The 26,155-nt window shown below is 64.9% G+C and carries 19 protein-coding genes; 1 reads left to right on the top strand and 18 read right to left on the bottom strand.

The features are described from left to right. Positions 1 to 55 precede the first annotated feature (55 nt). From AC6LJY_RS14345 to glmS, 16 genes are all read right to left on the bottom strand, one after another. Complete coding sequence (locus tag AC6LJY_RS14345) at positions 56 to 1,060, bottom strand: cyclase family protein (protein ID WP_498136227.1); 1,005 nt, start codon at positions 1,058 to 1,060, stop codon at positions 56 to 58. 141 nt (positions 1,061 to 1,201) lie between these two features. Further along, positions 1,202 to 2,410, bottom strand: coding sequence for a pectate lyase family protein (locus AC6LJY_RS14340; RefSeq protein ID WP_498136235.1), 1,209 nt, complete (start codon positions 2,408 to 2,410; stop codon positions 1,202 to 1,204). Between the two features lie 12 nt (positions 2,411 to 2,422). Further along, positions 2,423 to 4,327, bottom strand: a complete 1,905-nt coding sequence (locus tag AC6LJY_RS14335; RefSeq protein ID WP_498136226.1) for a Vi polysaccharide transport protein VexE — start codon at positions 4,325 to 4,327, stop codon at positions 2,423 to 2,425. Further along, entirely contained in the window at positions 4,320 to 5,519 is a 1,200-nt protein-coding gene (locus AC6LJY_RS14330; RefSeq protein WP_240434022.1) for a KpsE/RkpR family capsule polysaccharide export protein, read from the bottom strand. Before AC6LJY_RS14330 ends, AC6LJY_RS14335 begins: the two co-directional genes overlap by 8 nt. After that, entirely contained in the window at positions 5,473 to 6,189 is a 717-nt protein-coding gene (locus tag AC6LJY_RS14325) for a P-loop NTPase family protein (RefSeq protein WP_046805317.1), read from the bottom strand. The genes AC6LJY_RS14330 and AC6LJY_RS14325 overlap by 47 nt, the downstream gene beginning before the upstream one ends. Before the next feature lie 9 nt (positions 6,190 to 6,198). Further along, positions 6,199 to 7,539, bottom strand: a complete 1,341-nt coding sequence (locus AC6LJY_RS14320) for an ABC transporter permease (protein ID WP_314364370.1) — start codon at positions 7,537 to 7,539, stop codon at positions 6,199 to 6,201. 7 nt (positions 7,540 to 7,546) lie between these two features. Beyond that, positions 7,547 to 8,704, bottom strand: coding sequence for a polysaccharide biosynthesis/export family protein (locus AC6LJY_RS14315; RefSeq protein WP_120153483.1), 1,158 nt, complete (start codon positions 8,702 to 8,704; stop codon positions 7,547 to 7,549). A 43-nt stretch (positions 8,705 to 8,747) separates the two neighbouring features. Next, on the bottom strand, positions 8,748 to 10,811 hold the full coding sequence (locus tag AC6LJY_RS14310; protein ID WP_120153481.1) for a glycosyltransferase: 2,064 nt from the start codon (positions 10,809 to 10,811) through the stop codon (positions 8,748 to 8,750). Then, the gene (locus tag AC6LJY_RS14305) at positions 10,808 to 13,288 is read right to left on the bottom strand and encodes a hypothetical protein (protein WP_498136225.1); all 2,481 of its coding nucleotides are present in this window, start codon (positions 13,286 to 13,288) and stop codon (positions 10,808 to 10,810) included. The genes AC6LJY_RS14310 and AC6LJY_RS14305 overlap by 4 nt, the downstream gene beginning before the upstream one ends. Before the next feature lie 39 nt (positions 13,289 to 13,327). Beyond that, complete coding sequence (locus AC6LJY_RS14300; RefSeq protein ID WP_104144730.1) at positions 13,328 to 14,587, bottom strand: nucleotide sugar dehydrogenase; 1,260 nt, start codon at positions 14,585 to 14,587, stop codon at positions 13,328 to 13,330. Between the two features lie 606 nt (positions 14,588 to 15,193). Then, positions 15,194 to 16,678, bottom strand: a complete 1,485-nt coding sequence (locus AC6LJY_RS14295; RefSeq protein ID WP_498136224.1) for an efflux transporter outer membrane subunit — start codon at positions 16,676 to 16,678, stop codon at positions 15,194 to 15,196. Between the two features lie 10 nt (positions 16,679 to 16,688). After that, a complete protein-coding gene (locus tag AC6LJY_RS14290; protein WP_498136223.1) occupies positions 16,689 to 17,618 on the bottom strand; it encodes an HlyD family secretion protein in 930 nt (309 codons plus the stop codon). Further along, a complete protein-coding gene (locus AC6LJY_RS14285) occupies positions 17,611 to 17,805 on the bottom strand; it encodes a DUF1656 domain-containing protein (protein WP_046805309.1) in 195 nt (64 codons plus the stop codon). Before AC6LJY_RS14285 ends, AC6LJY_RS14290 begins: the two co-directional genes overlap by 8 nt. Continuing rightward, entirely contained in the window at positions 17,795 to 19,897 is a 2,103-nt protein-coding gene (locus tag AC6LJY_RS14280) for an FUSC family protein (protein WP_498136234.1), read from the bottom strand. Before AC6LJY_RS14280 ends, AC6LJY_RS14285 begins: the two co-directional genes overlap by 11 nt. 243 nt (positions 19,898 to 20,140) lie before the next feature. Next, positions 20,141 to 21,073 (bottom strand): LysR family transcriptional regulator, encoded by a 933-nt coding sequence (locus AC6LJY_RS14275; protein ID WP_498136222.1) that lies wholly within the window; start codon positions 21,071 to 21,073, stop codon positions 20,141 to 20,143. 48 nt (positions 21,074 to 21,121) lie between these two features. Then, positions 21,122 to 22,954, bottom strand: coding sequence for a glutamine--fructose-6-phosphate transaminase (isomerizing) (gene glmS / locus AC6LJY_RS14270; protein WP_104144725.1), 1,833 nt, complete (start codon positions 22,952 to 22,954; stop codon positions 21,122 to 21,124). A gap of 150 nt (positions 22,955 to 23,104) precedes the next feature. On the opposite strand from glmS, the gene AC6LJY_RS14265 reads away from it, so the two are divergent. After that, complete coding sequence (locus AC6LJY_RS14265; protein WP_498136221.1) at positions 23,105 to 23,605, top strand: Lrp/AsnC family transcriptional regulator; 501 nt, start codon at positions 23,105 to 23,107, stop codon at positions 23,603 to 23,605. A gap of 115 nt (positions 23,606 to 23,720) precedes the next feature. Here the strand turns inward: AC6LJY_RS14265 and AC6LJY_RS14260 are convergent, their stop codons facing one another. Further along, a complete protein-coding gene (locus AC6LJY_RS14260; RefSeq protein ID WP_498136220.1) occupies positions 23,721 to 24,779 on the bottom strand; it encodes a glycosyltransferase family 4 protein in 1,059 nt (352 codons plus the stop codon). After that, positions 24,776 to 26,098 (bottom strand): UDP-glucose dehydrogenase family protein, encoded by a 1,323-nt coding sequence (locus tag AC6LJY_RS14255; protein WP_104144722.1) that lies wholly within the window; start codon positions 26,096 to 26,098, stop codon positions 24,776 to 24,778. Before AC6LJY_RS14255 ends, AC6LJY_RS14260 begins: the two co-directional genes overlap by 4 nt. Positions 26,099 to 26,155: the final 57 nt, after the last annotated feature.

Here is a 26,155-nt window from a genome sequence, read left to right as displayed (position 1 = left end):
CCCCGACGGGGATATTCGATTGATGATGAATCGTTGCGCGATCCGCCTGACGGGGTCAGACGGTCGCGATGGGGTTGACCGGCGCGCCGACCAGACCGGGCACGTACATGGGTGCGGCGGTCAGGAAGAAAGCGTGTCGGCCATGCTGGCGCAGCCAGTGCGCCAGCGGGGTCAGATGCCAGAGCTCGCCCAGTGGCAGGCCCAGCTTGAAGAGGCATTGTTCGTGCAAGGGCAGCAGCGGCCCGGGGCCTGCGTCCAGCTGATGGTTGCGCAGTTCCACGGCGTGGTTGTCCGCCGCGATGGCGGCAATGCGGCTGTCCTTGATCCAGGCCAGCAGTTGCGCGTCCGCGCCGTCCAGCACGCAGCAGCTGGTCTTGAGCCGTTCCTGTTCGTGCTCGCCCAGCGTCAACGCCAGGTCGGCCAGGCCAGTGTGCAGGCACAGCACGTCGCCGGGCCGCACTTGCACCCCGTCGGCCTCGATCACGTCCATGAGGTCGCGGTACGACACCTTGCGGTGTTCATCGCCAAAGCGGGCGCGCAGGTCAACCATCACGCCGCGCCCCTGGATGCCATGGCGCGCCATCGGCGCGATGGACAGGTCTTGCGTGCCGGTGAAGTTGTCGGTGGAAGGCTCGCTGACGGTAAAGCCGTTGTACCCGGTGGGCTGCGGCTGGCCCGTGCCGTGGGCGTCATACATCGAGCCCACATGGCCCAGTGCGTCCCATTGCGTCGAGTACTGCGGCGACAGCGTGACGCGGTCGTCGCTGACGACGTCGGTGGCGCCGGGCACGTCCAGGCCCAGCGGATATCGGTACACCGGCACGCCGCTTTTCTCGGCGGGCTGGATCGACGGCCCCTTGCGGCGCGGGTTCAGCACGGGCGCGCGCGGCACTGTCAACGGCAAGCTGAGCGAAAACGAAATCCCGGTCTTGATTTCCGCGACGGCGGCCAGACGCGCCTGGCTGTCCAGGTGGTTCAGCGTGCCCAACTGGTCGTCGTGGCCGAAATCGCCCCAGTTCGAACCCTGCGGGCGGCGCAGGTATCGTGGTGTTTGACTCATGGTCACTGTCCCCTCGTCCTTGGCGGGACGAATTTGTAAACGTTGTTACGCTTATTGCAACACGTTGCGTCGCAATTTCAGGGGGACAACAACCCGGGTGTATCTCAGAGTGGACAGTTTTTTGTCGCGCAGCCTTGACGCCTAGCCGCCGCAGCTGGAGCCGGTTCTTGATGCAGGCAGGGGCGTATCGCCACCGGTGTTGCCGGCAAACTTGCGGATCTTGTCTGCCAATTCCGGCGTCGGGTGCTCGTAGCCGTAACAATACGGCGGCGTCGGCGCGGCATCGGGTCGGTAGTCCTGCAACACCGGCTTGGCATCGCCCAGGTACAGGTTGTCTTTCAGGCGCAGGAAGGCTTTGTAGTCGCGCGTGTAGCCGTGCTGCGACTTCAGTTTCTCGTACGCGCCGCGATCCGACTCGCCGTTGTCCAGCGCGCTGCGTTTGGCGGCAATGGGAATGTAGTGGCAGTAATTGACGTTGACGCCTTCCACCGTGGGAAAGAATTCGGGCTCGACGCACTTGCGCTGCGCCGTGTTGTTGAAGATGTTGCCTTCGACCAGCGCCTTGGCTTCCAGGCTGAAGCTCATGCCGTAGAAATCCCAGTCTTCAAGCAGGTTGTTGAACAGGTGGAACGTGCCGAACTGCCCGCGCGGATTGCGCTGCACGGTGTTGAAGAAATAGTTGTGATGCAGCGTCACGCGGGCGATCGAATCACGTTCGTAGTTCTGGAACAGGTTCTTGGACGTGATGTTGTTCAGCAGCATGACCTTGTTCGAGTTATGGAACTTGGTCCATGAAATCGTCACGTCGGTGGACCCGTTCTTCACGTTCAGCAGCCGGTCCGACATGCGCGACAGATCCATATGGTCCACCCACACATCGCGGCTGCCATTGGCCACGTTCACGGCCTGCGTCAGCCGGTTTAGGCGGCCGTCGATGGTCAGGTGCGTCAGGATGACGTTCTGCACGCCGTACACGCCCAGCCCGTCGTCGATCAAGGCAACGCGCTTGCCGCGCCCGTCGATCGTCACGTTCGAGGGCACGCGCAGCTGCTTGTCCAGCACGATCGTCATATCGGATGCGAAGCGGATCCAGGTCGGCCCCTTCTTGGCTTGCGCCAGCGCGGCGCGCAAGGTGCCCGGCCCCGAATCCTGGTCGGACGTCACCTCGATGAACTTGCCGCCCAGGCCGCCCGTGGCCTTGGCGCCGTAGCCTTCGCGTTGAGACAGCAGCGATGAAACGAGCGGGCAGTGTTCGTCCGGGCTGGGGCAGGCTTCATTCGCGGCCGCCGCCCCGCCTTGCAGCAGGGCCACGGCAAGCAGCCAACGCATCGTTTTCATTGCAGACTTCATCAAGGCTTGTTCCTATTGCTGCGCGGAGCGATCCGCGGACTGCACATGACGCCAGATGCCGCCGCTCAAGCGCAGATTTTCAGGGGGACCGGCCACGTGTTCGCGCAACCGTTCGAAATACGCCTTCTGCCATCGCAGCGCGTAGGCATCGGCGTCTTCGCCGGGATTGGCCGCCGGCAGCATGGCCAGCGTGTACGTCACCTGGCCGTTTTCCCAACGCGGCGCGTAGAACACCGACGGCACGCCCATGCGATGCGCCAGGTGCGACGCAAAGGCGGAATACGTTACTTCCTGACCTTCGAAGGTGGTGCGGGGCGCGGCGGGATTCGCCGCGCCGTCGATGGCCAGGCACAGCACAAAGCCCGAGTTGATGGCGCGCATGCAGGCTTTGGCCACCTGCGCCTCGGTTTGATCGGCGGTGGAAATCAAGGCCGTGGCATAGCTGCTTTGGGCCACCGTGGGCGCGGTGGCGAGCCAGCGCGACGGAATGCCCAGAAGCTCCAGCGCCATCAGCCCGGCATACATGGGGCCGACGTGCGCGGTCGCCACCACCACGCCCTTGCCGGCCGCCAGCAACGGCGCGAAAAAGCGCTCGCCAGTATCCAGTTCGCCCAGCAACTGCATGGCCTCTTCGACATCGTCTTCGCGGCATTCCAGCCAGTCGAACAGCAGATGGTCGATCATGTGGCCCCAGCGCGCGCGGCGTTCCCAATCCGCGCGGTCTGCATTGGCGTCGCCGCGCAGCGACCACGCCCAATCCAGCCGCGCCTGTGGAATCGGCGCCATGTGCAGCCGTTGCTCCATCTGCGCCATGGCTTCCTGGAAGGTCTTGGGCAGGTGTGCGCTGCGCGTGGCGACGTACTTCGTGTACAGCGCCTCGGCCTCTTGCTTGCGGCCCGCCTGCGACAGCGCCCCGATGGCCGAGCGCTGCCAGATCAGCTTGTCGGGAGACTTCTCGACAAGCTTCAACATCTGCTCGGCGGCCTCGTCGTACTCCAAGGTGTAGCGCAGCGCACGTGCATACAAAGCACGCGTCTGCTCCAGCTCGGGCGCCAGTTCAATGGCCTGCGCCAACGGCGCCGCGGCCTCCTTGTAGCGGCCGGCACGCAGCAGGGTTTCGCCGTACAGCGTCAACAGCCGCACGTCCGTGGGCGCGGCGGCCAGGCCCGCTTCAAAATGGGTCAGCGCGTGCACCTTGCGGTCATCCTCAGTCGCACGCCGCAGATGCGCCATGCCCAACGACGCGCGCAAGGCGGGGCTGTCGTGGCCAGCGTTCAGCGCCCGGTCGCCCAGTTCAATCGCCGCCTGGGCGCGCTCGTCTTCCAGCAATGCGCGCACGGCCATCGTGGCCACGCGTTCATTCGGCAGCTGCGCGGGGTCCAGGCTTGCGGCGATGTCGGCGGCCAGGGCCGTGTCGCCATTACGCGCAAAGGCCATCATCCAGGCATACGCCTCGGCGGGCTCGTCGCGCGCCATGGACACGGTGGCGCGTGCGACCTCGGCGGCTTCCGACACGCGGCCCGCCTGCACCCGCAATTGAATGCGTGCGGCGTGGTGCGATGCGTTGGCGGGCTCGATGCCGGCCGCGGCATCCACCTCGGCAATAGCGCGGTCCCACTGCTTGGTGCGGCCCAGCAGGCTGGCCAGCAGGCGGCGGTCATCGGCGCGGGCCGGGTACGCCGCAATCAGCGTTTCCAGGGCGGCGATGGCGGGCGCAAGCTTCGCTTCGCGCATCCAGGGCGCGACCAGCAGGCGGCGCACATCGCGCCAGCCCTCGTTCGTCTTCGCCAGCGCCGGTCCCAGTCTTGCCAACTGGCCGGCGGGTTCGTCGGCCGCCAGAATGTCGCGGATGACTTCGCGCAGCTGCGTGGTGGCGTCGGCCTGGGCGCGGCGTTCTTCAATAGCGGTATCAACCATGGCGCAGCCCCCGCAACAATGCCATTGCCACGCGCGACACAAACATCAGCACAAAGCCTAGCGCCAGCGCTTGCAGCAACAGGATGGCGGTACGCGGGCTGCTGGGGCGGTCCGTGGGCACCGGCTGCGCGATGATGGACAGATAGCGTTGCAGGCGCAGCGCGTCCGTCATCGCCTGTTGGTACGACTGCTGCGCCAGCGTCAGGTTGGAATCCGCGAACGCCTGGGTGTTACGCAGCGCCTCGTAGGACTTGAGCTGCTTGGCTTCGGCATTGCCGTCGCCGCTGAGGCGACGGCGCACCGACGCAATGCGCTTTTGCAATGCCACCACCTGCATCTGGGCGGGCTTGAGCATGAAGTGGTCCTTGTTTTCCAACGCGCGGATCTTGTCCAGATTGATCTGCGCGCTGCTCAGTTCTGTTTCCAGCTGGCTGGACAGGTTCAACAGCATGGCCACCGTGGCCGTCGGGTCGATGTTGCCGTGCGTGGTGCGCCACGCCGTCAAGGCTTCGCGCGCGGCCAGCGCCTTTTGCTCGGCCAGCCTGACCGACTCTTCGCTGACCTTCAGCTTGTCGGCCACGCCTTTCTCGTTCATCGAGCTGACGAATTCTTCGGCCAGGCCGATCAGCGCCTTGGACAGCATCGCGGCGTCTTCCGGCGAGAACGCGCTGACGCGCAGCACGTCGATCTGCTCCAGGGCGTTGAACGAGACGTGTACCGCCGACTGATAGGCGCGGTACAGGTCGTCTTCGCTGGAATCTTCGGCCAGGTGGTTGAAGGGGTCGATACCCGTGTGGATCAGGTACTGGCGCAGGCCGACCTTCTTGTCCAGCTGTTGCATGGCATCGCGCGATTTCAGGAAATCGCTGACCGCCCAGCCGTCGACAAAGCCGCCCAGCATGCCGCCCATGTTGCCCGTGGTCAGCAAGCTTGCCGCGCCGCCTCCGCCGCCTTGCTGGCCGGAGCCCGACTGCACGAAAAAGCGCGATTCCGCTTCGTAGCGCGGGGTGGCGACGCACAGCACATAGACCAGCGCCAGCGCCACCGGCGCAATGACGATGAACGCGTTGATCCAGCGGTGGCGCCGGCGTTCGCGCAGCGCAGCCTGCCGTTCGCGACGGCGGCGTTCGATTTCGGAGCCGCCCTCAGATCCCGAGCTGGCTGTCTTCGAAGCCGCCTCCGAAGACGTCATCGCCGGTGCCGGAGTCGCTTCGAGATCGTCGCGGGGGGTATTTGCTGAGGCATTGGTCGAGGTCGTCTTCGATGCTGAGAGCGCTTCGTTCATAAATCAAGCCTTTGAGGCAGTAGTCCGCCATCTGGTTCTGGCGATAGCTAGAGAGAATTAGGGTCCGGCCGATCAACCGCTCTTCGAACAGGGCCAGCCAGAGCCGGGTGAACCGGCAGGGTTCGAAAGGGATGGCCCCTTCGATCACGTAAACGTCGAAAGCCGGCGCCAGCGCCAGGGCGAACGAGAATTCCTGCCGTGCGTAAAGCGGCCAATGTTCCATGGGTTTGGCCAGCACCTTGGGGTCGCTGATCAGGTCCGCGACCAGTTCGTGCGTGGCTTCGATATCGATTTCGTACATCTCGCAGACGAAGTCGATGATGGAAAGCCCGTTGGCCTTGCCCCGGATAAAACCTTGCCGCCCAATCGCCCACGACACATTGCCGTCGTGCTTGACGAAGCCCTGGCGCGGCGGCCGCAGATTGCACAACACGTCGACAATCTGGCGGTGCATCTCGGGCGTATGCGACAGCAGGGCGTAGCGCCCGACGGGTATGTCGAGCGTGGCGTTGGCCAGCAGCGGTTGCCGGCTGCCAAAGGCATAGGGTTCGTCAGTGACGCCATTCAGATGAATCATCTGGCCCCCTTACATCGGCTGGACATTGGGGCGTGCAAGACGCTCGGCCGCCAGGGCGACCACCATCATGAACACCAATGCCGTCAAGAAATAGCCCAGGCTGGCATCGTGGGAATCGTAGGCCGCGAAGTAAGCCGAACGCAGCAGCTGCATGCCGTGCGCGAACGGCGACCACAGAATCCATGGGCGCAGATGCTCGGGCAACTGCTCCGACACGAAGAACACGCTGGAGAATATCTGCAAGCCCCGTTCGATGACGGGCGCCAGGCGCAGGAAGAAATGCCAGAAGGTCGCGATTGACCCGAACAGCACGCCCATCGCCGACCCGCAGCAGCCCATCAGCACCACGAAAAGAATGAAGCCCGCCCAACTCTCCGGCAGCGTGATGAGTCCCAGCGCGTGGCCCGCGCTGATCAGCACGGCGAACACCACCAGGTACACCGATACGTAGATCATCGCCTGCACCAGCGCGCACATCAGCGGGGTGACGCCCTGGAAGTTCAACAGCCCGCGCGCCGAGATATAGGCGGTACTGCTTCGGAAAACGATCTGCCGGAACATGATCCATGTGGTGGCTCCCAACAGCGAAAACGTTTGCACGTCCATGCCAAGAATGAAGTGCGTGCCCATCAGGATGTACAGCGACGAGATCAACGTCAGCAGTACGACAGGGCCGACCAGCGCCCACAGCAGCGCGATGCGGCTTTCGCCGTGGATCACGCGCAGCTGATACACGAACAGCGCCATCAGCGTGCGCCCCACGGGCTGCCCACGGCCGGCACTGTCCGGATGGTGCCCCTCATGCAGCACCTGCAAGCGCTGCCGCAGAATGGCAAGATCCGCGGCCTCGCCCTGCGGCAATTCGATTTCCAGCGCGATGTCGTTGCGCGACGCATGGCGGCGCGCATCGCGCGCCTCGTCCTGCTTGCGCCGTTCGACGCGCCGCGCGTGCGCCGCCGCCAGCCGTTCGTCTTCCGCGATCAGCTTGGCGGGCATGTAGCCCGACGCGAAGACATCCACGCCCGCGCGGATATCCGTTTCCAGCAGGCGCACGATCAGGCGCAGCCGCCGCCGTGAAAAATCGGCCAGCGTCTCGTCGACCTTGCCGCGCGCGATCTCCGCGTCCAGCTCGGCCTGCACCGCTTCGTACACCGCCCGGCGGGCGGCAACGGAGTCGTGCGGCTCGCCCAGCAGCCGCGCAAGCAATGGCTTGAGCAGCACGCTGGGCGTGGCCTTGGCTTCAAACAGCGCGGCCGGGTCCAGGCGCCACGCATCGACGCCCGAACCCACCGCGTAGTTACTGTCCTTGCGGCGGTTACGCCACCCCTTGATCCGATCCTCGTTACTCATCGACACGCTATTGGGTCACGCCGGAAGAGCTGGAGCCCGAATCGCTATCGATCGCACGCGTGGCGCTGAAGCCCGCGCTCATGGTGACACGGAAGGCCGACAGCACCTTCTGCACCTGCGTGAACGGCGCGTCCGAAATGTAGATGGCCTGCCCTTCATGCACGGTGAATTCACGCGCCAACGCCACTTGCTCGGGCCGCGTCAGGTCAAACTGATACACCACCGGCAGCATGTCCGGCTTGCCGGCTACGCCGGCCTTGGCGGGCGTGAACAGGAACACGGAACGCGGGTCGGCCAGCTTGTCGTCCAGGCCACGCGAATCGGCCAGCGCGTCCAGCACCGAGTAATTGCGCTTGCTGATCGCCACGCGGCCCTGGTTGCCCGCCGCGCCCAGCACGGTCAGGTATTCGCGCGAGTCGTAGGCGGTAATGACATCACCCGGCCGCAGCAGAATGTCGTTGTTCTGATTGCGGTAGATGTCCGACAGACGCACCGAGGCCACCTGGTTGTCGCGGCGCAGGCTGATGACCAGCTGCTCGGGGTTGGTCTGCACCGGCGCGGCCTGCGCCAGCGCGCTGCTCAGGCGCTGCGCGGTCTGCGTGATCGGGTACATGCCGGGCTTGGTCAGGTTGCCCTGCACCGTCACCATCTGGCCGCGCGCATCGGTCACGCGTGTGACGCTGACGTCCGCGCCCACCACCAGCTTGGCCAGGCGGCCCACCACGGAATCATGCAGCTGCGCCAGCGTCAGCCCTTCCGCGCGGAACTTGCCCAGGATGGGGAAATAGACGTTGCCCGACCGGTCGATCTCCTGGTTGCCCAGGTCACTGACCCCGGACGGGTCCGCCGCGAATACGCCCAGCCCACCGCGTTCCCACACGCGCACGTTGATGCCGTCGCCAGGCACCAGGCGGTCGAAGCCGGCTTGGGTCAGGTCGCGATAGCGGACCGGAAAGTCCGCCACGTCAGGCACCCTGCTGGCTTGCACCAGTTCGCGCGAGGCGGGCATCACGATGACGTCCTTGTCGTCGTGTGCCCCCGTCATTTCGCTCAACATCGGACCGGAACGCGGCAGCTGGCAGCCCGAAAGTGAAAGTGCGGCCAGCACCACCATGGCGAAGGCCGCGTTGCGCCGCAGGCCGAAAGCCGGGACGTTCATGTGCATAAAACCCTTAAATCTATTGGACCTTGAAAAGACTTGCCGCCGATCACGCAAGCATGCGTTGCATCTGCGGGAAGTCGATGCGTTCGTCGTTCTCCGAGACGGCCATGACGGGCACGCACAGGCTCAGGAACTTGGACAGCATCGCGTCGAGCGAAAACAGGTCTTGTGCCCGTTTGCGGCTCTGCGCCTTCAATGACTCGTTACTGCGCACCAGGTCGACCATCGACTCCACCTTGTCGCAGGCTTCTGTCATGTCGGGATGTTCGACGTCGCTAAGCAGGTGGCCCGTTTCGTTTTCGACGAAGCATTCGCCAGCACCACCGGCGGGTGTCGAAATCACCGGAACGCCCAGCAGCTGCGCTTCGATCAACACGTTGGGCAAGCCTTCATAGCGCGACAGCAGCACGCTGGCGTCCATCTGCGAATACCAGTAGCCCACGTGATTGGACAAGCCCACCAGCAGCAGCCGGTCAACCACGCGCAGCTCTTCCGCCAGCGCGACGATGTTGTCGTGCAGGCGTCCATCGCCCACGATGACAAAGCGTGCCTGGGGTCGTCGCTTCAGGTACATCGCGGCCATCTTGATCCATAGCTGCGGCCGCTTGTCCGGCTCCAGCCGGAACACGCCGCCGACCGTCTCGGTGGCATCGGCGGTGGCTTGTTTGAAGGCCTCCCACTTCTGCTCGTCAACAGGCGACGCGTTGGTGGCCAGGTCAGGCACGCCGTTGTACAGCACGTGAAAGCGCACGACCGGAATGCCCAGCCACTGCGCATACGCCTCGGCGGCGGTGCGGCTGTTGCTGACGAAGTACACGCCCGGCACTTGCGCCAGCGCCTGGAACAGCTCGGGATACTCTTCGCGGAATCGGTCCTTGCGAATGTTGGGCGGCAGCCCGCGAAACACCAGGTGGATGGTGGGCACACCGGCCAGCAAAGCGGCCAGCGCGCCGAACAGGCAAGTGCCGTCCTGCCACAGGCTGACAACATCGAACGGATTGGCGCGCAGCACCGGCGCCAGGCGCGTCACACCGTAGTGCACGGGCGGCGGCAGCTGTTCCAGCATGCGGCCCAGGCGGCCATCGGGCACCGATTGGTGCGCCACCGAAATGGCGGGCAGCTTGTTGATCTCGGTCACCGGTATCTGCGCCTGCACCAACACCGGCAGGAAGAAGTCCAAGCCCTGCTTCTTCTTGGTCGAACCCGCCGGTTCGGTGTGCTGCTTGACCATGACCTCGACCTTCTCGGGCCGCATCACGACGTCAGGCAGTTGCCGATCCGGCTGAGCCGCCATGCGCGTCAACTCGCCGGCCAGGCGGGTCAACTGGCGCTCGGCGCCGCCAGGCCCCAGGCTGCCCGTCACCAGGGCGACGGACACGGGCTTTTCCGGCGGTTGCTCGGCGATCTTGCGGTTGCGAAAGTGCAGGATGGCGTGCTTCATCGACACGATCCGCACGTCCTTGCCCGCCAGGCCACCTTCGGGCTCCAAGCCCTTGAAGAAGGCGTAGTCGGCCGCCAGCGCGGTGGCCAGTTCGGCCGCCTTGCTGCCGGGCGCCAAGTGCGCGGCGACCGGGCGGATCGCTTCATACGCGTCCGCCAGCAAGCCGCGCTTGCGCAGCCGCTTGGCGAATTCGACGCGGATATTGCGATCCGTGTGTTCCAGGATCAGCCGCCGGAACAGCTGGTCCGACTGCTCGTGCGCGCGGATGTCGCTAAGCAGCTTGGCGCGCGAGAACAGCCGCGACGGGTTCTCGGACGAGGCCGGCAGATGCCGGTCGACCAGGGACAAGGCCTCGTCCAGATGCCGTTCCTTGACCAGTCGCGTCGCGCAATAACGCACGATCTGCAAGTCGTCGGGGCATTCTTGAAGCAAGGTTGCCCACTGCTCGGCCATCCCTTCGTTCAAGCCCGCCGATTCCTTCAGCCGAAGCAACAGGAAACGGACCTTGGAATCTTCCAGATGATCGCGCGCCAACGCTTCGGCGCGCGCCAGGTTTTCTTGTGCGACCTGGACCCGCACCGACGCCGTGACGATCTCCTCCAACTGGGCATGCACCCATTGGAGATCGGACGAAACGTCCGCCCGTTCGGTAGTCAGTGGGGTATTCATGCTGCCTTCCTTCGGTTGGCTTTTTCGATCCACACCAGGCAGCGATCGATGTAGTGATCGAACTGCGTGGGGTTATCGGACAGTTCGCGAAGGCGGCGCCAGTACGGCAAGGCCTGTTCGAAGCGATGCAGGCGCATGGCGCCGACAGCGGCCAGGCGCAGGCCGATGGCGTCGGTGGGCACCAGTTCCACGATGCGTTCGCCCAGCGCCAGGCGCTCGGTGGTGCTGGCCGGATCCAGCGCGCGTGCCTCGGCGTACAGCACGGCGATGATGCGGCGCTTTTCGTGCTCGACTTCCGTCATCTGCGGCCACGACTGGGCGACGCGTTCCAGCAGGTTCCACGCGGCGCGATGATCGCCGGCGGCCAGCAGTTCGCGGGCGCCTCGAATGGCGCGCGGGCCGAGCCTGCCCAGTTGGCGTTCGGCTTCGTCCTTGGCGCTTTGGTCGGCCGAGGCGTTGGCCAGCACCGCCTGGTAGGCGTCGATGGCTTCACCGAACCAGCCACCATTGAAGGCCACGCGGGCAAAGTACAGCTGCGTGCTCAAGGGCGCGGCCTTGTCGGCGGCGGCCTGTTCCAGATGGCGCATGGCGGTTTGCTTGTCGCCCAGCGCATCGGCGGCGCGGCCACGCATCGTGTCCAGCTCGGGGAAATCAAGCTGCGTGTCCAACGCGACGTCGGTCAGGTCGATCACTTCCTTGTGGTTGCCGGCCAGCAGCGCGGCGCGCACGCCAAGACGCATCGCGCGTTCGAACGCACGCTGTGCGCGCACGGCGGTCAGGGCGTCGGGGTTCAGCAGGCGGTGCGCGCAGATGCGTTCGGCGGCGTCACGCAGACGGCCGTCTTCCAGTGCGCGAGTACCTTCTTCGGCCCATGCGGTGGACTGCGATTGCAGCCAGGCGCCGATGTCTTCGTGCTCGCTATTGGCCAGGCCGCAAGACGCGGCCAGCGCGGCGGCGGCCATGATGCAACCGCGCCACGAAGCTTCTTTGACCAGCTCCAGCGCGTCCATGTCTTCCAACGCGGGCGATTCGGCTGCCAGGGCGCGCAGACCAGCGCGGTCACCGGCCAACAGGCGGTCGCGCCACAGCACGGCAAAGCCGCGGCCATGCGTCGGGATGGCTTCGCGCACTTCATTGACCCAGCGGATCACGGCTTCCATGTCGCCGCCGGTCTGCAACAGCGACAGCACCGTGTCGGCCGCTTCCAGCGCGGTGGCGTCGGTGGGCGAGGAGATGCGGAACAGCTGCTTCCAGTTGCCCAGCGACTCATCCACATAACCCAGCTGGCCGGCGGAAACCGCCGCGATGCGCACGATTTCGGGCGTTTCGATTTCGTCGCCCAGAAGGCCGGCGGCAAGCGAGTACGCCAGGTCGTGACGGCCCAGCTTGAAGTGGTTACGCATCAGGATCTGCTCGGCCTTGCTGCCGGAGGCCAGGGCGCCGTCGGCGCTGCCCAGCAGGGCGAGCGAGCCTTCGTAGTCGCCCAGTTCTTCCTGGATGCGCGCAAACAGCAGCGTGTGTTCGGGCAGGCCAGGGTGGCGGCGCAGCACGTCGCGCACGCGGCGCGATGCTTCGCGCAGGTCGCCGGCATCCCAGATCTTTTCGATGCGTTCCGCGCTGTCGTCGGCGCCCAGCTTGGGCACGGCCACCTGCGTGGTGGACGCGCTCATGCGCGGACGCATGTAGTTCTTGAACCATTCGTGGCACAGGCGTTCGGCGAAGACCTGCGTGTAGTGCGTCAGGTCCAGCCCGCCGTCTTCCATCGCGTCGGCCTGGCCGATCTTGCTCATCAGCGGCGTGGGGTCGTAGCACGGCACGCCGATGCGCTGCGCGCTGGCGGCCACCGTGGCGATCAGTTGCGCGCGTTGCTCGATCGGCACGTTGTCCGGCGTCAGCGCGTTGACGTGGGTGACGAACACCACCTTGTCGTGGCCCAGCAGCGCGACCAGGTCACGCATTTCGGCTTCGATCTCTTCGTCGGTCTGATCGCGCTTGACGATGCGCGACAGCAGTTCCTGGTCATCGCGCGACAGGCTCTTGAACACGGCGTCCTGGTCCAGCTGCGCACGGCGCTCGGCAAGCCGATCGGTGCTGGCCAGTTGCCAGAACATGCGGGTGCGCGTGCGGTCAGCGAAGAACTCGCTGAAGTAGCGCCCCAGGTAGTTCGATTGAATGGGATGGCCGTCGATGGTGAGCAGTTTGCGCGAGGACAGCTCAACCATGTAGAGGTCGGCCGGCTTGTGCGTGCCACGGCGAGCCTGCTCGCCATTCGAAGGACGGAAGATCAGGCGCTGTACGTCGGCCGGAATGTCGGCCTGGCCGAACATGAAGCGCGCCTGTTGCAGCGCCTCGGCGCTGGTGTGCACGAAACCGTAGTTGCGCCCGAGTTGCAGCTTGATCGGGTAGCGTCCCACGGCATCGCGCAGCGGCGTATGGATCCGGCAGGTGCCGATCGGAGCGATAGTAAATGCAGTCATCCAGGGTCTCTCCTGTAGTGATGGATAGCGAGCCTGAACTTAAAGAGTCCAGTACAAGAGGTCGGGGGCAAGGCGTTTGCTATCCAGCACCGACTTCAAGTCGCACACCATGCCTCCACTGTTGACCAAGCCGGGGATGTCTTCCCAGATGGTCTCCATGGTTTCGCGGTGGGGCACCGCGAGAATCAACACGTCCATGCCGCCAAATTGCGCGCGGGGGACGAGCTTGATGCCGTATTCGTGTTCCATCTGCTCGGGGTCGACCATCGGGTCGCAGGCAACCGGCGTGATGCCGTAGCTGCCCAGCGCCTTGTACAGATCGACGACCTTCGAGTTACGGATGTCGGGCACGTTTTCCTTGAACGTCATGCCCAGGATGCCGACGCGGGTGGACGCATTCAGGCGGCCATTGCGGGCCAGCGTCTGCACGATGCGCTGCGCGACGTGGTTGGCCATGCCGTCGTTGATGCGGCGGCCCGACAGAATGACTTCGGGGTGGTAACCCAGTTCCTGCGCCTTGGAGGTCAGGTAGTACGGGTCCACGCCGATGCAGTGCCCGCCGACCAGGCCGGGCGAGAACTTCAGGAAGTTCCACTTGGTGCCGGCGGCGTTCAGGACTTCCGAGGTACGGATGCCGACCAGATCGCAGATCTTGGACATCTCGTTCATCAGCGCGATGTTGATGTCGCGCTGGGTGTTTTCCAGCACCTTTGCGGCTTCGGCGACCTTGATGGACGAGGCGCGGTGCACCCCGGCGTCGATGATCTTCTCGTACACGCCGGCAATGATTTCCAGCGACGCTTCATCCTGGCCGGATACGATCTTGACGATCTTTTCCAGCGGATGCTCGCGGTCACCCGGGTTGATCCGTTCGGGGCTGTAGCCCAGCTTGAAGTCGATGCCGCAGCGCAGGCCGGACACTTTTTCGAGCTCGGGGCCGCAGATTTCCTCGGTGGCACCGGGGTGGACGGTGGATTCAAACACCACGATGCAGCCTGGGCGCAGCACGGGTCCGATGGACTGGCAGGCGCGCACCAGCAAGGAAAAATCGGGGTTGTTCTTTTCGTCGACGGGCGTGGGAACGGCAACCACGAAAAAGTCGCACCCTTCCAGTTCAGAGATCTGGTCGGTAAAGGTCATTGCAGAGGCACGCAGGGCGTCGTCTTCAATCTCGCCGGTCCAGTCGTGTCCCTCTTTCAGTCGTGCGATTCTCCGCTTATCCACATCAAAGCCGATGACATCAAAGCGCTTGGAAAATGCAACGGCTACGGGCAGGCCGACATATCCAAGGCCACACACTGCGATTCTCTTTACCACGGGGGCCTCACTGTTTTCGTCGTGTCGTAGACACTAGAAATCGACACCCAAGGACGCGTATTCGATTCGAAATCGATATACGACTGTCCCTATTGGGCGGACTGATTACTTAAGGAAAGTTACGGCTCGAAACGTATACATACCCGTTTCTTGATGAGCCAACGAATCGTAGAGGGGCCAGACAGCAATATTCTTTCTAAAAATTTTTATTGCTGTGGAAATGAGTCAGAGCGCCCGTAATAAACCCCGGGATTTCCCTCAAATAATTACATTCATTACACAAACCGCAACACAGGAACGCCGGGTAATTGTGAGTGAATATAAAAAATGGTATTTCTTATTTTTGTTTAACCATACTGAAAAACATAATGCCCGTTCAGCGGCAATTTATTAATAGCCTAAAGCAATAATTCTGTAATGCAAAATCGTTGTGTACAAGGCAGTCATAATCGGCCGGATAATGCCCTGCAAACAGCTGCCATCAAACGCACTTGGCCCATCGCATGCGGTGGGCCAAGTGCTTGATATGAAAGACGCTTACCGTTCATGGCCGGCGCCGCGTACTTAGGTCTCCACCGCATCAGGGCGTCATTGCGTCGTCGATATTTCTTTGGCGGCCGCCTGGGCGGGTTCGCCGACCGATGTCGTGTCCGACCAGCCCGCGCCCAGCGCTTTGTACAAGGCTATGCCTCCCTGTAGTTGCGCCACCTGACTCAGCGCCAAGGCATCGCGCGTCTGGTTCAGGCTGCGCTGCGCCACCAGCACGGGCAGATAGGCGCTCAACCCTCGCGCGTAGAGCTGGGTGGCTTGTTGCAGGGCCAGTTGGCTGGCGGTCGCGGCTTTCTGTAACGCGGCTTGCCGTTGGCGTTCGCTGGTCCATGCCGTCAAGGCGTCCTCTACGTCGCGCAGCGCCGAACGCACGTCCCGCTCGTAGACGCGCCGCACGGCGTCGGCGTTGGCCTGTGCCGCGGCCACGCCGGCTCGCGCGCTGCCGGCGTCGTAGACAGACTGGCTGCCCTGCATCGCCGCCGACCATGCCAGGCTGGCGCCTGAGAACAGGTCGTGGATGACGCTGGCGGTGGTGCCGAATCCCAAGGGAATACGGAATGTGGGAAAGCGTGCGGCCTGCGCCACGCCGATTTGCGCCGTGGCGGCGGCCAGGCGCCGTTCGTCCGCGCGCAGGTCGGGGCGTTGGCGAATGACGTCCGAAGGCAATGACAGCGGCAAGTCGGCCGGCATGGGCAACGCTGGCGCGGACGTTGCGAGGGCTGCATGCCAGTCCCCGGGAAACCCGCCCGTCAGCACACCGATGGCATGGCTGAAACGGGCGATGTCTGCTTCCCGCAGGGGCGGCTGCGCCTCGGCAATCTCGCGCTCGGCACGGGCCTGGGTAACGTCGGCCAGCGTGCCCAGACCACCGCGGTGCGCCTGCTCGGCCAAGCGTTCAGCCTCGGCCAACGAACGAATGTTGTCTTGCGCGATGGCCAGGCGCAGTTGCGCGGCGCGCAGCCCGGCGTAGTCGGACACCAGTTCGGCCACCAGGCTCACTTGCAGCGCACGATGGTCCTCGGCCAACGCCTGGATACCGGCGTCGGCGGCCTCGACCGCGCGGCGCGTGCCGCCAAACAGGTCCAGCTCCCAACTCGCATCGAAGCCCAGATGCCAGGTTCGCGCCCGCCCGCCCGGCTGCGAGCTAAGTGCCTTGCTGCCGAGTGCGGACTCGCCGGCGGCGCCGACCGAGACCTCGGGCAGGGCGGCCGAGGCAATTTGCACGCGCTCGGCGCGTGCCTGGCGCAGGCGTGCCAAGGCGATGTCCAGATCCTGATTGTGCGCCAGGGTCTGTTCGACCAGCCGGTCCAGCAAGGGATCCTGGAAGGCGCGCCACCAGGTGCGCAAACCATCGTGGTCGCCGTCGGACATGGCGGCGTCGGCCTCAATCCAGTGCGCGGGCACATCCAGCGTCGGCGTGCGGTAGTCCGGGCCGACGGCAGTGCAGCCGGCCAGCAATGCCAACAGAAAAGGAAGCGGTGCCTGCCGAAGGCGTGCTTGCGTGCGAGGGATGGGTACATGCATGGCCTTGTCCTTACAACCAGCCGTGCAGCAGCGAGATCAGCCGACCCTGCGGCACCGGCGTACCCGCCGAGGGCGTGACCTCGATGCTGCCGGTCATGCCGGCCGCCAGCACGACGTCATGCGGGACATGCTCGAACTCGATGCGCACCGGGATGCGCTGCGCCAGCCGGACCCAGCTGAAGCTGGGTTCCACGCTGGGCAGGCCTTGCGCGTCGGCCTGCTGGTTGCTGTCGGTAATGCCTCGCCCGATGCTGGCCACCCGCCCCGGCAATACCTGGTCGAACCCCATCAGGCGGATCCGCGCCGCCGCACCGGGTCGGATGCCGCGCAGTTTGGTTTCCTCGAAGTACCCGGTGATCCAGAAGCTGTGGGCATCGATCAGCGCGACGTTGGGCTGGCCCGTCACGGCGTAGTCGCCCTTGTTCAACCGCAGGCGCGTGATGTAGCCATCGGTTGGCGCGCGCAGTTCGGTGCGTGCTTGATCCAGCTTCGCCCTGTCCACGGCGACCTGTGCACTGCGTAGGGCGGACCGCGCGATGGCGACCGCCTGGTTCGCCCGCTGGATGTCCTCGGCCGGCACCAGGCTTTCCATGCCACGGCGCCGCCGCGCCTCTTCGGTTTTCTGGCGCAAGAACACCTCGGCTGATGCCAACTGCGCTTCGGCCTGGGCCAATGCCAGCGCGAAGCTGGCATTGTCGATGCGATAGAGCACGTCGCCCTGTTTGACGTATTGATCGTCCATGACCGAGACCTGGACGACGGTGCCTGACACCTCGGGAGCGATACGTACGATTTGCGCGCTGACACGGCCATCACGGGTCCACGGGGCGACGACGTAGGCGCGCCACAGCGCAGTGACCAGAAAGGCGGCAGCAACGACCACCGCAAGGGTGAGTCCTGCCCGCAGCAGCAGCTTGGCGGGAAATAAGCGTTCAGACATAAAGCACCAACAGGGAAACAAGGCAAAGGGAAATGGCGAACTCGAACAGACCCGGGTGCCACACCCAACGCAGCACCCCGCAACGCGCCAGCACAAAGCGAAGGCCCATATAGATCGGCAAGGCCAGGCAGGCGTAGACAAAGAACGGCGGCAGGTAGATGCCGCCCAACGAAAATTCACTGAGCATGGGTGTGGCCTTCAGAGGGGTACGGATCGTCGTTCGCATGGCGTTCCAGCAGCGCGGCGATGTCGAGCAGCACGACCGTCACGCGCCGCACGTCATCCGTCGTGGCGCCGGACCGCGCCGGCAAGCGCGCCAAGGCGGTTGCGGCGCGGCGGGCATGGCGTGCGGCCCGCGCGGGATCCCCTACCCGCCGGCGCAGATGGCGCAGCGTGCGCGCCACCACGCGCGGCCACTCGGCGTGCTGCGGCGCCTGGCGCAGCCAGCGTCGCAGGCGCAGGATTTCCCGACCCAGATGCAGGCTCGCCAGCGCCTGGGCGATGGCGCGATCCATCGCCTGCGGCTGCGTCCTGAGCAAGGCGCCCAGTTGCGCGATGCGGTGTTGTTGGCGCCATTGCCAGGCCGATGCATCGGGCGGCACGCCGCGCAAGGTGCCCAGCGCCGCGGCGCGGATGCGCCGGCGCAAGCGCGTGACGTCGCGCGCCAGGTTGCGCGGCAGCACGATCCTGAATCCAAGCAGCGTGAAACATGTCGCCAGGACCCACGCCACGGCGCCATTGAGGAACAGTGCAAAGTCGTAGCGCATGGGGTTGTCCGCCGCCGCCAGTGTCGTGAACGCCACCAGATACGCCACGCCCGCCAGCGCATAACGCGGCATCGTGGTGGCATACACACCGGGCAGCCAGAACAGGCCCAGGATGACCAGCAGCAGCGGCAGGCCCGAGACGTGCGGCAGCACGATGAAGGTGCACAGAAAGGCCATCGCCACGGCGGCCGCCGTGCCCTTGATGAATTCCACGGCACCCAGCGCGGGATTAGGCGCGGTGGACAGCAGGGCGCATGCCGCCGCCAAGCCCGCCAGCATCATGTTGCCTTCCGTCCAGCCGGTGGCGATCCAGAAGGCGCCGCCCATCAACACCGTCAACAGGGCGCGCACGCCGTTCTGGAAAGCCGCCACCGTGTCGCGGTGAAACGGCACGGAGACGCGCGCCGGCGTCGGCGTGGGGTGGTGGAATCGCTTGATGCCTTCGATGGCTTGCAGGTAATCGTCCAACTGCTCGATCAGGCGATCGCCGGCGATCATGAGCGCGGCCTGCTCGGAGGCATCGTCCAGCGAGGCCGAGGAAAGGACGGCCACCAGCCGGGCGCGCAGATCGATCAGCCGCCCGATGGCACGCGTCGTTGCGGTCGGGCCGCGCTCGGCCGGGCCGCGATCGGTCGGGCCGCGTTCGGTCGGGCCGCGATCGGTCGGGCCGCGTTCGGTCGGGCCGCGTTCGGTCGGGCCGCGTACCTGCCCCAAAGCCTGCGCAACCTCCCGCCATGCCTGCTCCCATTCCGGCTGCAACGCCCTAAGCGCAGCGAGGCCGGCGCTGTGTTCGCGCCAGGGCGGCGCGCCGCCCACCAAGGCGGAAAACAACGACACCATCGTGTGCCGCACCGTGCCGGCACGGTGGGCCAGATCGGCGGACTCGGCCTTGCCCAGCGCCAGCAGATCGTCCACGCCATACAGCTCGGTGATAAGCGAACGCCGTCCGGCGTCAAGCGGCTTGGCGCCCGGCGCCGCGCTACCTTGAATGGCCTGGTGATGCGTTGCCAGCACGCCCGCCGTGGCGGCCGCAAGGCGGTCGAGCAGTATGGCCAGGCGGCTATGCACGCTGCGGCTGCTGAACAGGGCCGACACCAGCGCCAGGCAGACCACGCCGATCAGCACCGACGCGCCGCGCCCCATCACCTGATCGAAGGTGCGTTCCGGATGCTGCATGGCGCCGTAGGCCGCCAAGCCCACGGTGTAGCCCGCCAACGTGGCGCCATAGGCCCGGAAATGGCGCAGCAGCGTCATGCCCACCACGCACACCCCCAGCCATACGCCGAACCCGAGCAGGAAAAGCCAGGGCATCTGTCCGAAGGCGCTCATCAGGACGAAGGCGGCCAGCATTCCGGCCAGCGTACCCAGCACCCGCCACGCCCCCTTGCCGATCACGCCGCCCTGGACAGGGTTGATGACGAGCAGCACGCTGGAAGCCGCCGCGTAGGGCGCGTGCAGTTCCAGCAGATAGGCCACCACCAAGGCCAGCCAGGCGGCCAGGATCGAACGCATCACATAGGTCGCGCGTGGCGTCGTCAGATCGAGATAAGGCAGCCCACGCGCCAACCGCTCGCGAAACCGGGAAAGGCGTGGAAAGACGCCCGAATTTGCTTCAGGCACGTTCGCCGACGGCACGATGCAACCCTTCTACAGTGATCAATACGCGTCACTGTAGGCAGGGCCGATCATTCCGAAAAGTGAATTTATTGCACTCGAACGATTGCGTGATACGCACGCATCGGGGCAAGCTTTGCGCTATGGCTTGGCGCGCTTGGCCGCCTGCGCCTGGCTCTCGTTGCAGAGCGTATGAATGGTCTGCCGCAGCCATTGATGGGCGGGATCGCCCTCCAGGCGCGGGTGCCAGGCCTGTGTCAGCAGCACCGTTTCCAGCGGTGTTGGCAGGTCGAACACGCGAATGCGCAGGCCCGCGGACAGCGCGGTGCTGGCCAGATGCCGGGGCAAGGGCAGCAGCAGATCCGAATCCTGCAACGCGAACAGCGCCGTGTACGGATTGGGCACTACCAGGGCAACGTGCCGACGCAGCCCCTGCGCCTCCAGCGCGGCATCGAGCGGCCCGGCGGCCTTGCCGCGCCGCGACACATTGATGTGCTCCCAGCGCGTGAGGCGTTCGGGCGTGATCTCGTCGTCGAAAATCGGATGGTTGGCGCGCGCGACGCCCACGAACGTCGTGGTGAACAGGGGCTGCACACGAATCTCGGGCCCCAGCTTGCGCGAGGCGCTGATGAACAGGTCGATACGGCCATTGCGCAGCGCCTCTTCGTCCACGTCGTCTTCCTCTGGCGAAAAGCGCAGCATCGCCCGTGGCATCTCGCGCGCCATCGCATCCAGGAGATGACCCAGATGGATGCTCACAAACTCATCGGTAGCGCGGACATTGAAACGCCGATCCAGCAATTTCAGATCGATCTGGGCATCGGTAGCGAACACCTGCGAGGCCTGTTCGACCGCCGCGCGCACTTGCTCGCGTAATGCCAACGCTTTCGGTGTCGGCATGAGCTTGCGACCGACCTGGACGAACACGGGATCGCCCAGCGCCTCCCGGATGCGGCTCAAGGTGCGGCTCATCGCCGGCGCGCTCAGGTGCATGCGGCGCGCGGCGCCGATAACGCTGCCCTCGTCGAGCAGCGCATCGAGCGCCAGCAGAAGGTTGAGATCGGGACGTGGCATGGCAGCCCCTTTTTCTCGTTTTCAGAACCTGAAAGACGAACCGCGGCGTTATTCCACCGTGACGCTCTTGGCCAGGTTGCGCGGCTTGTCCACGTCGGTGCCGCGCGCGCATGCCGTGTGGTACGACAGCAGTTGCAGCGGGATCGTGTGCAGGATGGGCGACAGCTTGCCGTAGTTTTCCGGCATGCGGATCACGTGCATGCCTTCGGCGCTTTGGATTTTGCTGTCGGCATCGGCAAACACATACAGCTCACCGCCGCGTGCGCGCACTTCCTGCATATTGGATTTCAGCTTTTCAAGCAGCTCGTCCTTGGGCGCGATGGTAACGACGGGCATGTGCTCGGTCACCAGCGCCAGGGGGCCGTGCTTGAGCTCGCCGGCCGGGTAGGCTTCGGCGTGGATGTAGCTGATTTCCTTGAGCTTCAACGCGCCTTCCAGGGCGATCGGATAGTGCATGCCACGGCCCAGGAACAAGGCGTTTTCCTTGGACGCAAAGCGGTCGGCCCACGCCATGATCTGGGGTTCCAGCGCCAGCACCGAGCCGATGGCCACCGGCAGGTGACGCAGCGCCTTCAGGTGGTCGGCTTCTTGTTCTTCGCTGAGGTGGCCGCGCACTTGCGCCAGCGCCAGCGTCAGCAGGAACAGCGCGGTCAGCTGCGTGGTGAAGGCCTTGGTCGAGGCCACGCCGATTTCAACACCGGCGCGCGTGATGTACGACAGCTTGCATTCGCGCACCATGGCGCTGGTGGACACGTTGCAGATGGTCAGCGTCTTGTCCATGCCCAGCGAACGCGCGTGCTTGAGCGCGGCCAGCGTGTCGGCGGTTTCGCCCGACTGCGAAATCGTGACGACCAGCGAGCGCGGGTTCGGCACGCTGTCGCGGTAGCGGTATTCGCTGGCGATTTCCACGGCCACCGGAATCTTGGCAATGGATTCGATCCAGTACTTGGCGGTCAGGCCGGCGTAGTAGCTGGTGCCGCAAGCCAGGATCAGCAGCGAATCGATGTCCTTGAAGATCTTGTAGGCATCGTCGCCGAACAGCTCGGGCGTGATCGATTCGATGTCTTGCAGCGTATCGCCCACGGCGCGCGGCTGTTCGAAGATTTCCTTTTGCATGTAGTGGCGGTACGGGCCGAGTTCGGCCGCGCCCGTGTGCACGTGCACGGTGTGCACCTCGCGGTCCACGTTCTTGCCGTTGGCGTCCACGATCCACACACGCGACAGTTGCAGGTCGACAACGTCGCCATCTTCCAGATAGATGATCTGGTCCGTGGTGCCGGCCAGCGCCAGCGCGTCGGACGCCAGGAAGTTTTCGTTCTGGCCCACGCCGACCACCAGCGGCGAGCCTTGGCGCGCGCCCACGACGCGATGCGGTTCATCGCGGCAGAACACGGCAATCGCATAAGCGCCATGCAGGCGGCGCACGGCGTTTTGCACGGCTTCGAACAGGTCGCCCGCGTACAGGTGGTTCACCAGGTGCGCGATGACTTCGGTGTCGGTCTGGCTTTCGAACACATAGCCGACGGCTTGCAGTTCGGCACGCAGTTCGTCGTGGTTTTCGATGATGCCGTTGTGCACCAGCGCAATACGGGGCTCTTCATTGCCCAGGTGCGAAAAGTGCGGGTGCGCGTTGTGCGTGGCGGGCACGCCGTGCGTTGCCCAGCGCGTGTGCGCAATGCCGGTAAAGCCCTGGACCTTGTCCTGGGCAACCTGATCGGCCAGCTCGGCAACGCGCTGCGTGCTGCGCGTGCGGCGCAGGTGGCCGTCTGCATACACGGCGACGCCGCAGGAGTCGTAGCCGCGATACTCCAGCCGCTTCAGGCCTTCAACCAGGATCGGGGTGATGTCGCGCTGGGCGACGGCGCCAACAATGCCGCACATAGGAAAACTCCACTTAAGTTCGGGTACCGACGCATTGTGCGCGAGGCGCCAAGAAATATGATTTCTTATTATTGCTTCGTTTGGAATTTAATTTACTTACGTATTTGTGATTAAATTATCTTTCACAGAACCGACATTTTTGAATTAATCATGCAAAACCCGACGCACCCTCCCGCTTTGCCGCAGCCGGAACTGGACGATCTGGACCTGCGTATCCTTGAGCAGCTTCAAGTGGACTGTTCACTGACGAATCAGGACCTGGCCGCGCGGGTGCATGCGTCGCCTCCCACGTGCCTGCGTCGCGTGCGGCGCCTGGTGGACGAAGGCGTCATCGCCCGCCAAGTCGCCATCCTGGCGGCCGAAAAGCTGGGCAGCACGTTGACGGCAATCGTGGAAATCACCCTGGACGTCCAGGCCGCCGAAAGCCTGGACGCGTTCGAGCAAAGCATGCTGACCGAGCCCGCGGTCTTGCAGTGCTACCGGGTGTCGCCCGGACCGGATTTCGTGGTGATCGCCCAAGTAAAGGACATGCCCGCCTACCACGCGCTGGTCCACCGCGCGTTCACCGCCCAGGCCAACGTGCGCAACGTGCGCACGTTCTTTTCGGTGCACCGGGCAAAATTCGAAACGCGGATTGATGTCAGGGAGTGAAGCGGGATCGGCGCGGACGCAAGGTTGTCCCCTTGTGCCTCGCGGGCGCTATTCGCCAGCAACAGGCCCGCAGCGGGTTTGGACTACCCCGCGTCGAGCAAAAAACGTTTAGAGGCTAGGCGCGACCCAACAAGCGCTCGAACTGCGCCAGATAGCGGTTGCCCATCTTCTGCACGTCGTGTTCGCTTTTCACGTACTCGTACGCGCGTTGTGTGATGTCTTGCCGGAAGGCCGCGTCGTCCAGGCAGCGGGCCATGCCGGCGGCCATGGCCTGGTGGTCGCCCACGGCCACCAGCACGCCGCGGCCGTCGGCCAGGCTTTCCTTCAGGCCGCCCGCATCGGTGGACACCACCGGCACATGCTGCAAGAAGGCGTCCAGCACGCTGCTGCCCAGCGCTTCTTCTTCGGAGCTCATGACGAACACGTCAAGGATGCTGTAGAAGTCTTCGACGCCTTTGCGAAAGCCCGCAAAGCGGTAGACGTCTTCGATGCCCAGGCGGCGGGCTTCGTCCTTGGCCTGCTGTTCGCGGTCGCCGCCGGCGCCAAAGTGCAGGAAGACGAAGTCGCGGCGGGTCTTGGCCAACTCGCCTACGGCCCGCACGAGCGTCACGGGGTCTTTGTCGCGGATCAGCGCGGCGGACGTGGCCATGACCTTCTTGCCGCTCAGGTCGAATTCACGCACCAGGTTGGCGACGTTCTCGGCGTTGATGGTGTGCGGTTCGACCGCGCTGCGGATGATGACCGGCTCAATGCCCAGCCGGCGCGGTTCGCTGGCGGCCATCTCGCTGATGGCCACGAACAGGTTGGCGTGGCGCCACTTGAAGCCGGTTTTCCATTCGTCGCCGGGCTTGACCACGAACGACGTGCGCCGCGAGAACACCACGGGGCGGCGATGCAGCCATTTAGTCAGCACGGCCCACGTGATGGTGTTGGCGGTTTGCGCGTGGATGATGTCATAGCGGCCCGCACCCGCCAGGAACGCCAGCTGGCCGGGCACGTTGCGCCGCGTATGCGCCACAAACCCTTCCTGGCGCGCGCGTTCGGCCAACGGGGCGCCTTCCCGGCACATCACTTCGACATCGTGGCCGGCCTTGCGGAACGCGCGCATGCAATACAGCGTCTGCCGCTCGCCGCCACGCCAGCCTTTTTCGAAGTTCAGTTGCAGGATCTTCATGCGCGTCCGATACCGGAATACTCGAAGCCCATGCCGCGCACGTCGGCCGGCGTGTAGAGGTTGCGGCCGTCGATGATCAGCGGCGTTTTCAGCAGGGCCTTCACGCGGTCGAAGTCCGGGGCGCGGAAGACTTTCCATTCCGTGGCGATCAGCAGCGCGTCGGCGCCGTCCAGCGCGTCGTACATATCGGTGGCGAAACTGATGCCGGGCTGGCCGACCATCACGCGCGCGGCCTCGTGCATGGCAACGGGGTCGTAGGCGCGCACTTCGGCGCCGCGCCGGGTCAGTTCGGCAATGACGGTCAGGCTGGGCGCCTCACGCATGTCGTCCGTGTTGGGCTTGAAGGACAGGCCCCACAACGCGATCTTGCGGCCGCGCAGGTCTTCGCCGTAGCGCGCGACCAGCTTTTCGGACAAGCGGAATTTCTGCGCGTGGTTGGCGGCTTCGGCCGCTTCGATGACGCGCATCGGCAGTGAATTCTCGGCGGCCGTATTGACCAGCGCCTGCACGTCTTTCGGAAAGCAGGAACCGCCGTAGCCGGCGCCCGGGTACAGGAAGTGGTAGCCGATGCGCGGGTCCGCGCCGATGCCACGGCGCACCTGCTCGATGTCGGCGCCCAGCGCTTCGGCCAGGTTCGCCATTTCGTTCATGAACGAGATACGCGTGGCCAGCATGGCGTTGGCGGCGTACTTGGTCAGCTCGGCCGAACGCACGTCCATCACCATCAGGCGGTCGTGCGTGCGCTGGAAGGGCTCGTAGATGCGGCGCATGACGCCGACGGTGTAGTCGTCGTCGGCGCCGACGATTACGCGGTCGGGGCTCATGAAGTCATTGATGGCCGCGCCTTCCTTCAGGAATTCGGGGTTGGACGCCACGCTGAAGGGGATGTCGACCCCGCGCGCGTCCAGTTCCTTGGCCACCACGGCGCGCACCTTGTCGGCAGTGCCCACCGGCACGGTGGACTTGTCCACGATCAGCTTGCGCGACGTCATGTGGCGCGCGATGTTCTGCGCGGCCGCCAGCACGTACTTCAGGTCGGCCGAGCCGTCTTCGCCAGGCGGGGTGCCCACGGCAATGAACTGCACGTCGCCAAAGGCCACGCTCTGCGCGACGTCGTCCGTGAATTGCAGGCGGCCCGCCTGCACGTTGCGGCGGACCAGGTCTTCCAGGCCGGGCTCGTAGATCGGGATGCCACCCTGGCGCAGGAGGGCGATTTTTGCCTCGTCCAGGTCCAGACACATGACGTCGTTGCCCATGTCGGCCAGGCACGCTCCCGACACCAACCCAACGTAACCGGTACCCACGACCGTGATTTTCATGCCTGCACGCCTTCAAATAAGGAAATTCGCGCGCCTGGCAAAGGGAAGCCGGCGCCG

The sequence above is a fragment of the Achromobacter sp. RT286_PF genome, assembly GCF_059760425.1.
The sequence above is the reverse complement of the archived record's forward strand: the minus strand, read 5'-3'. Positions and strand labels throughout refer to the sequence as shown.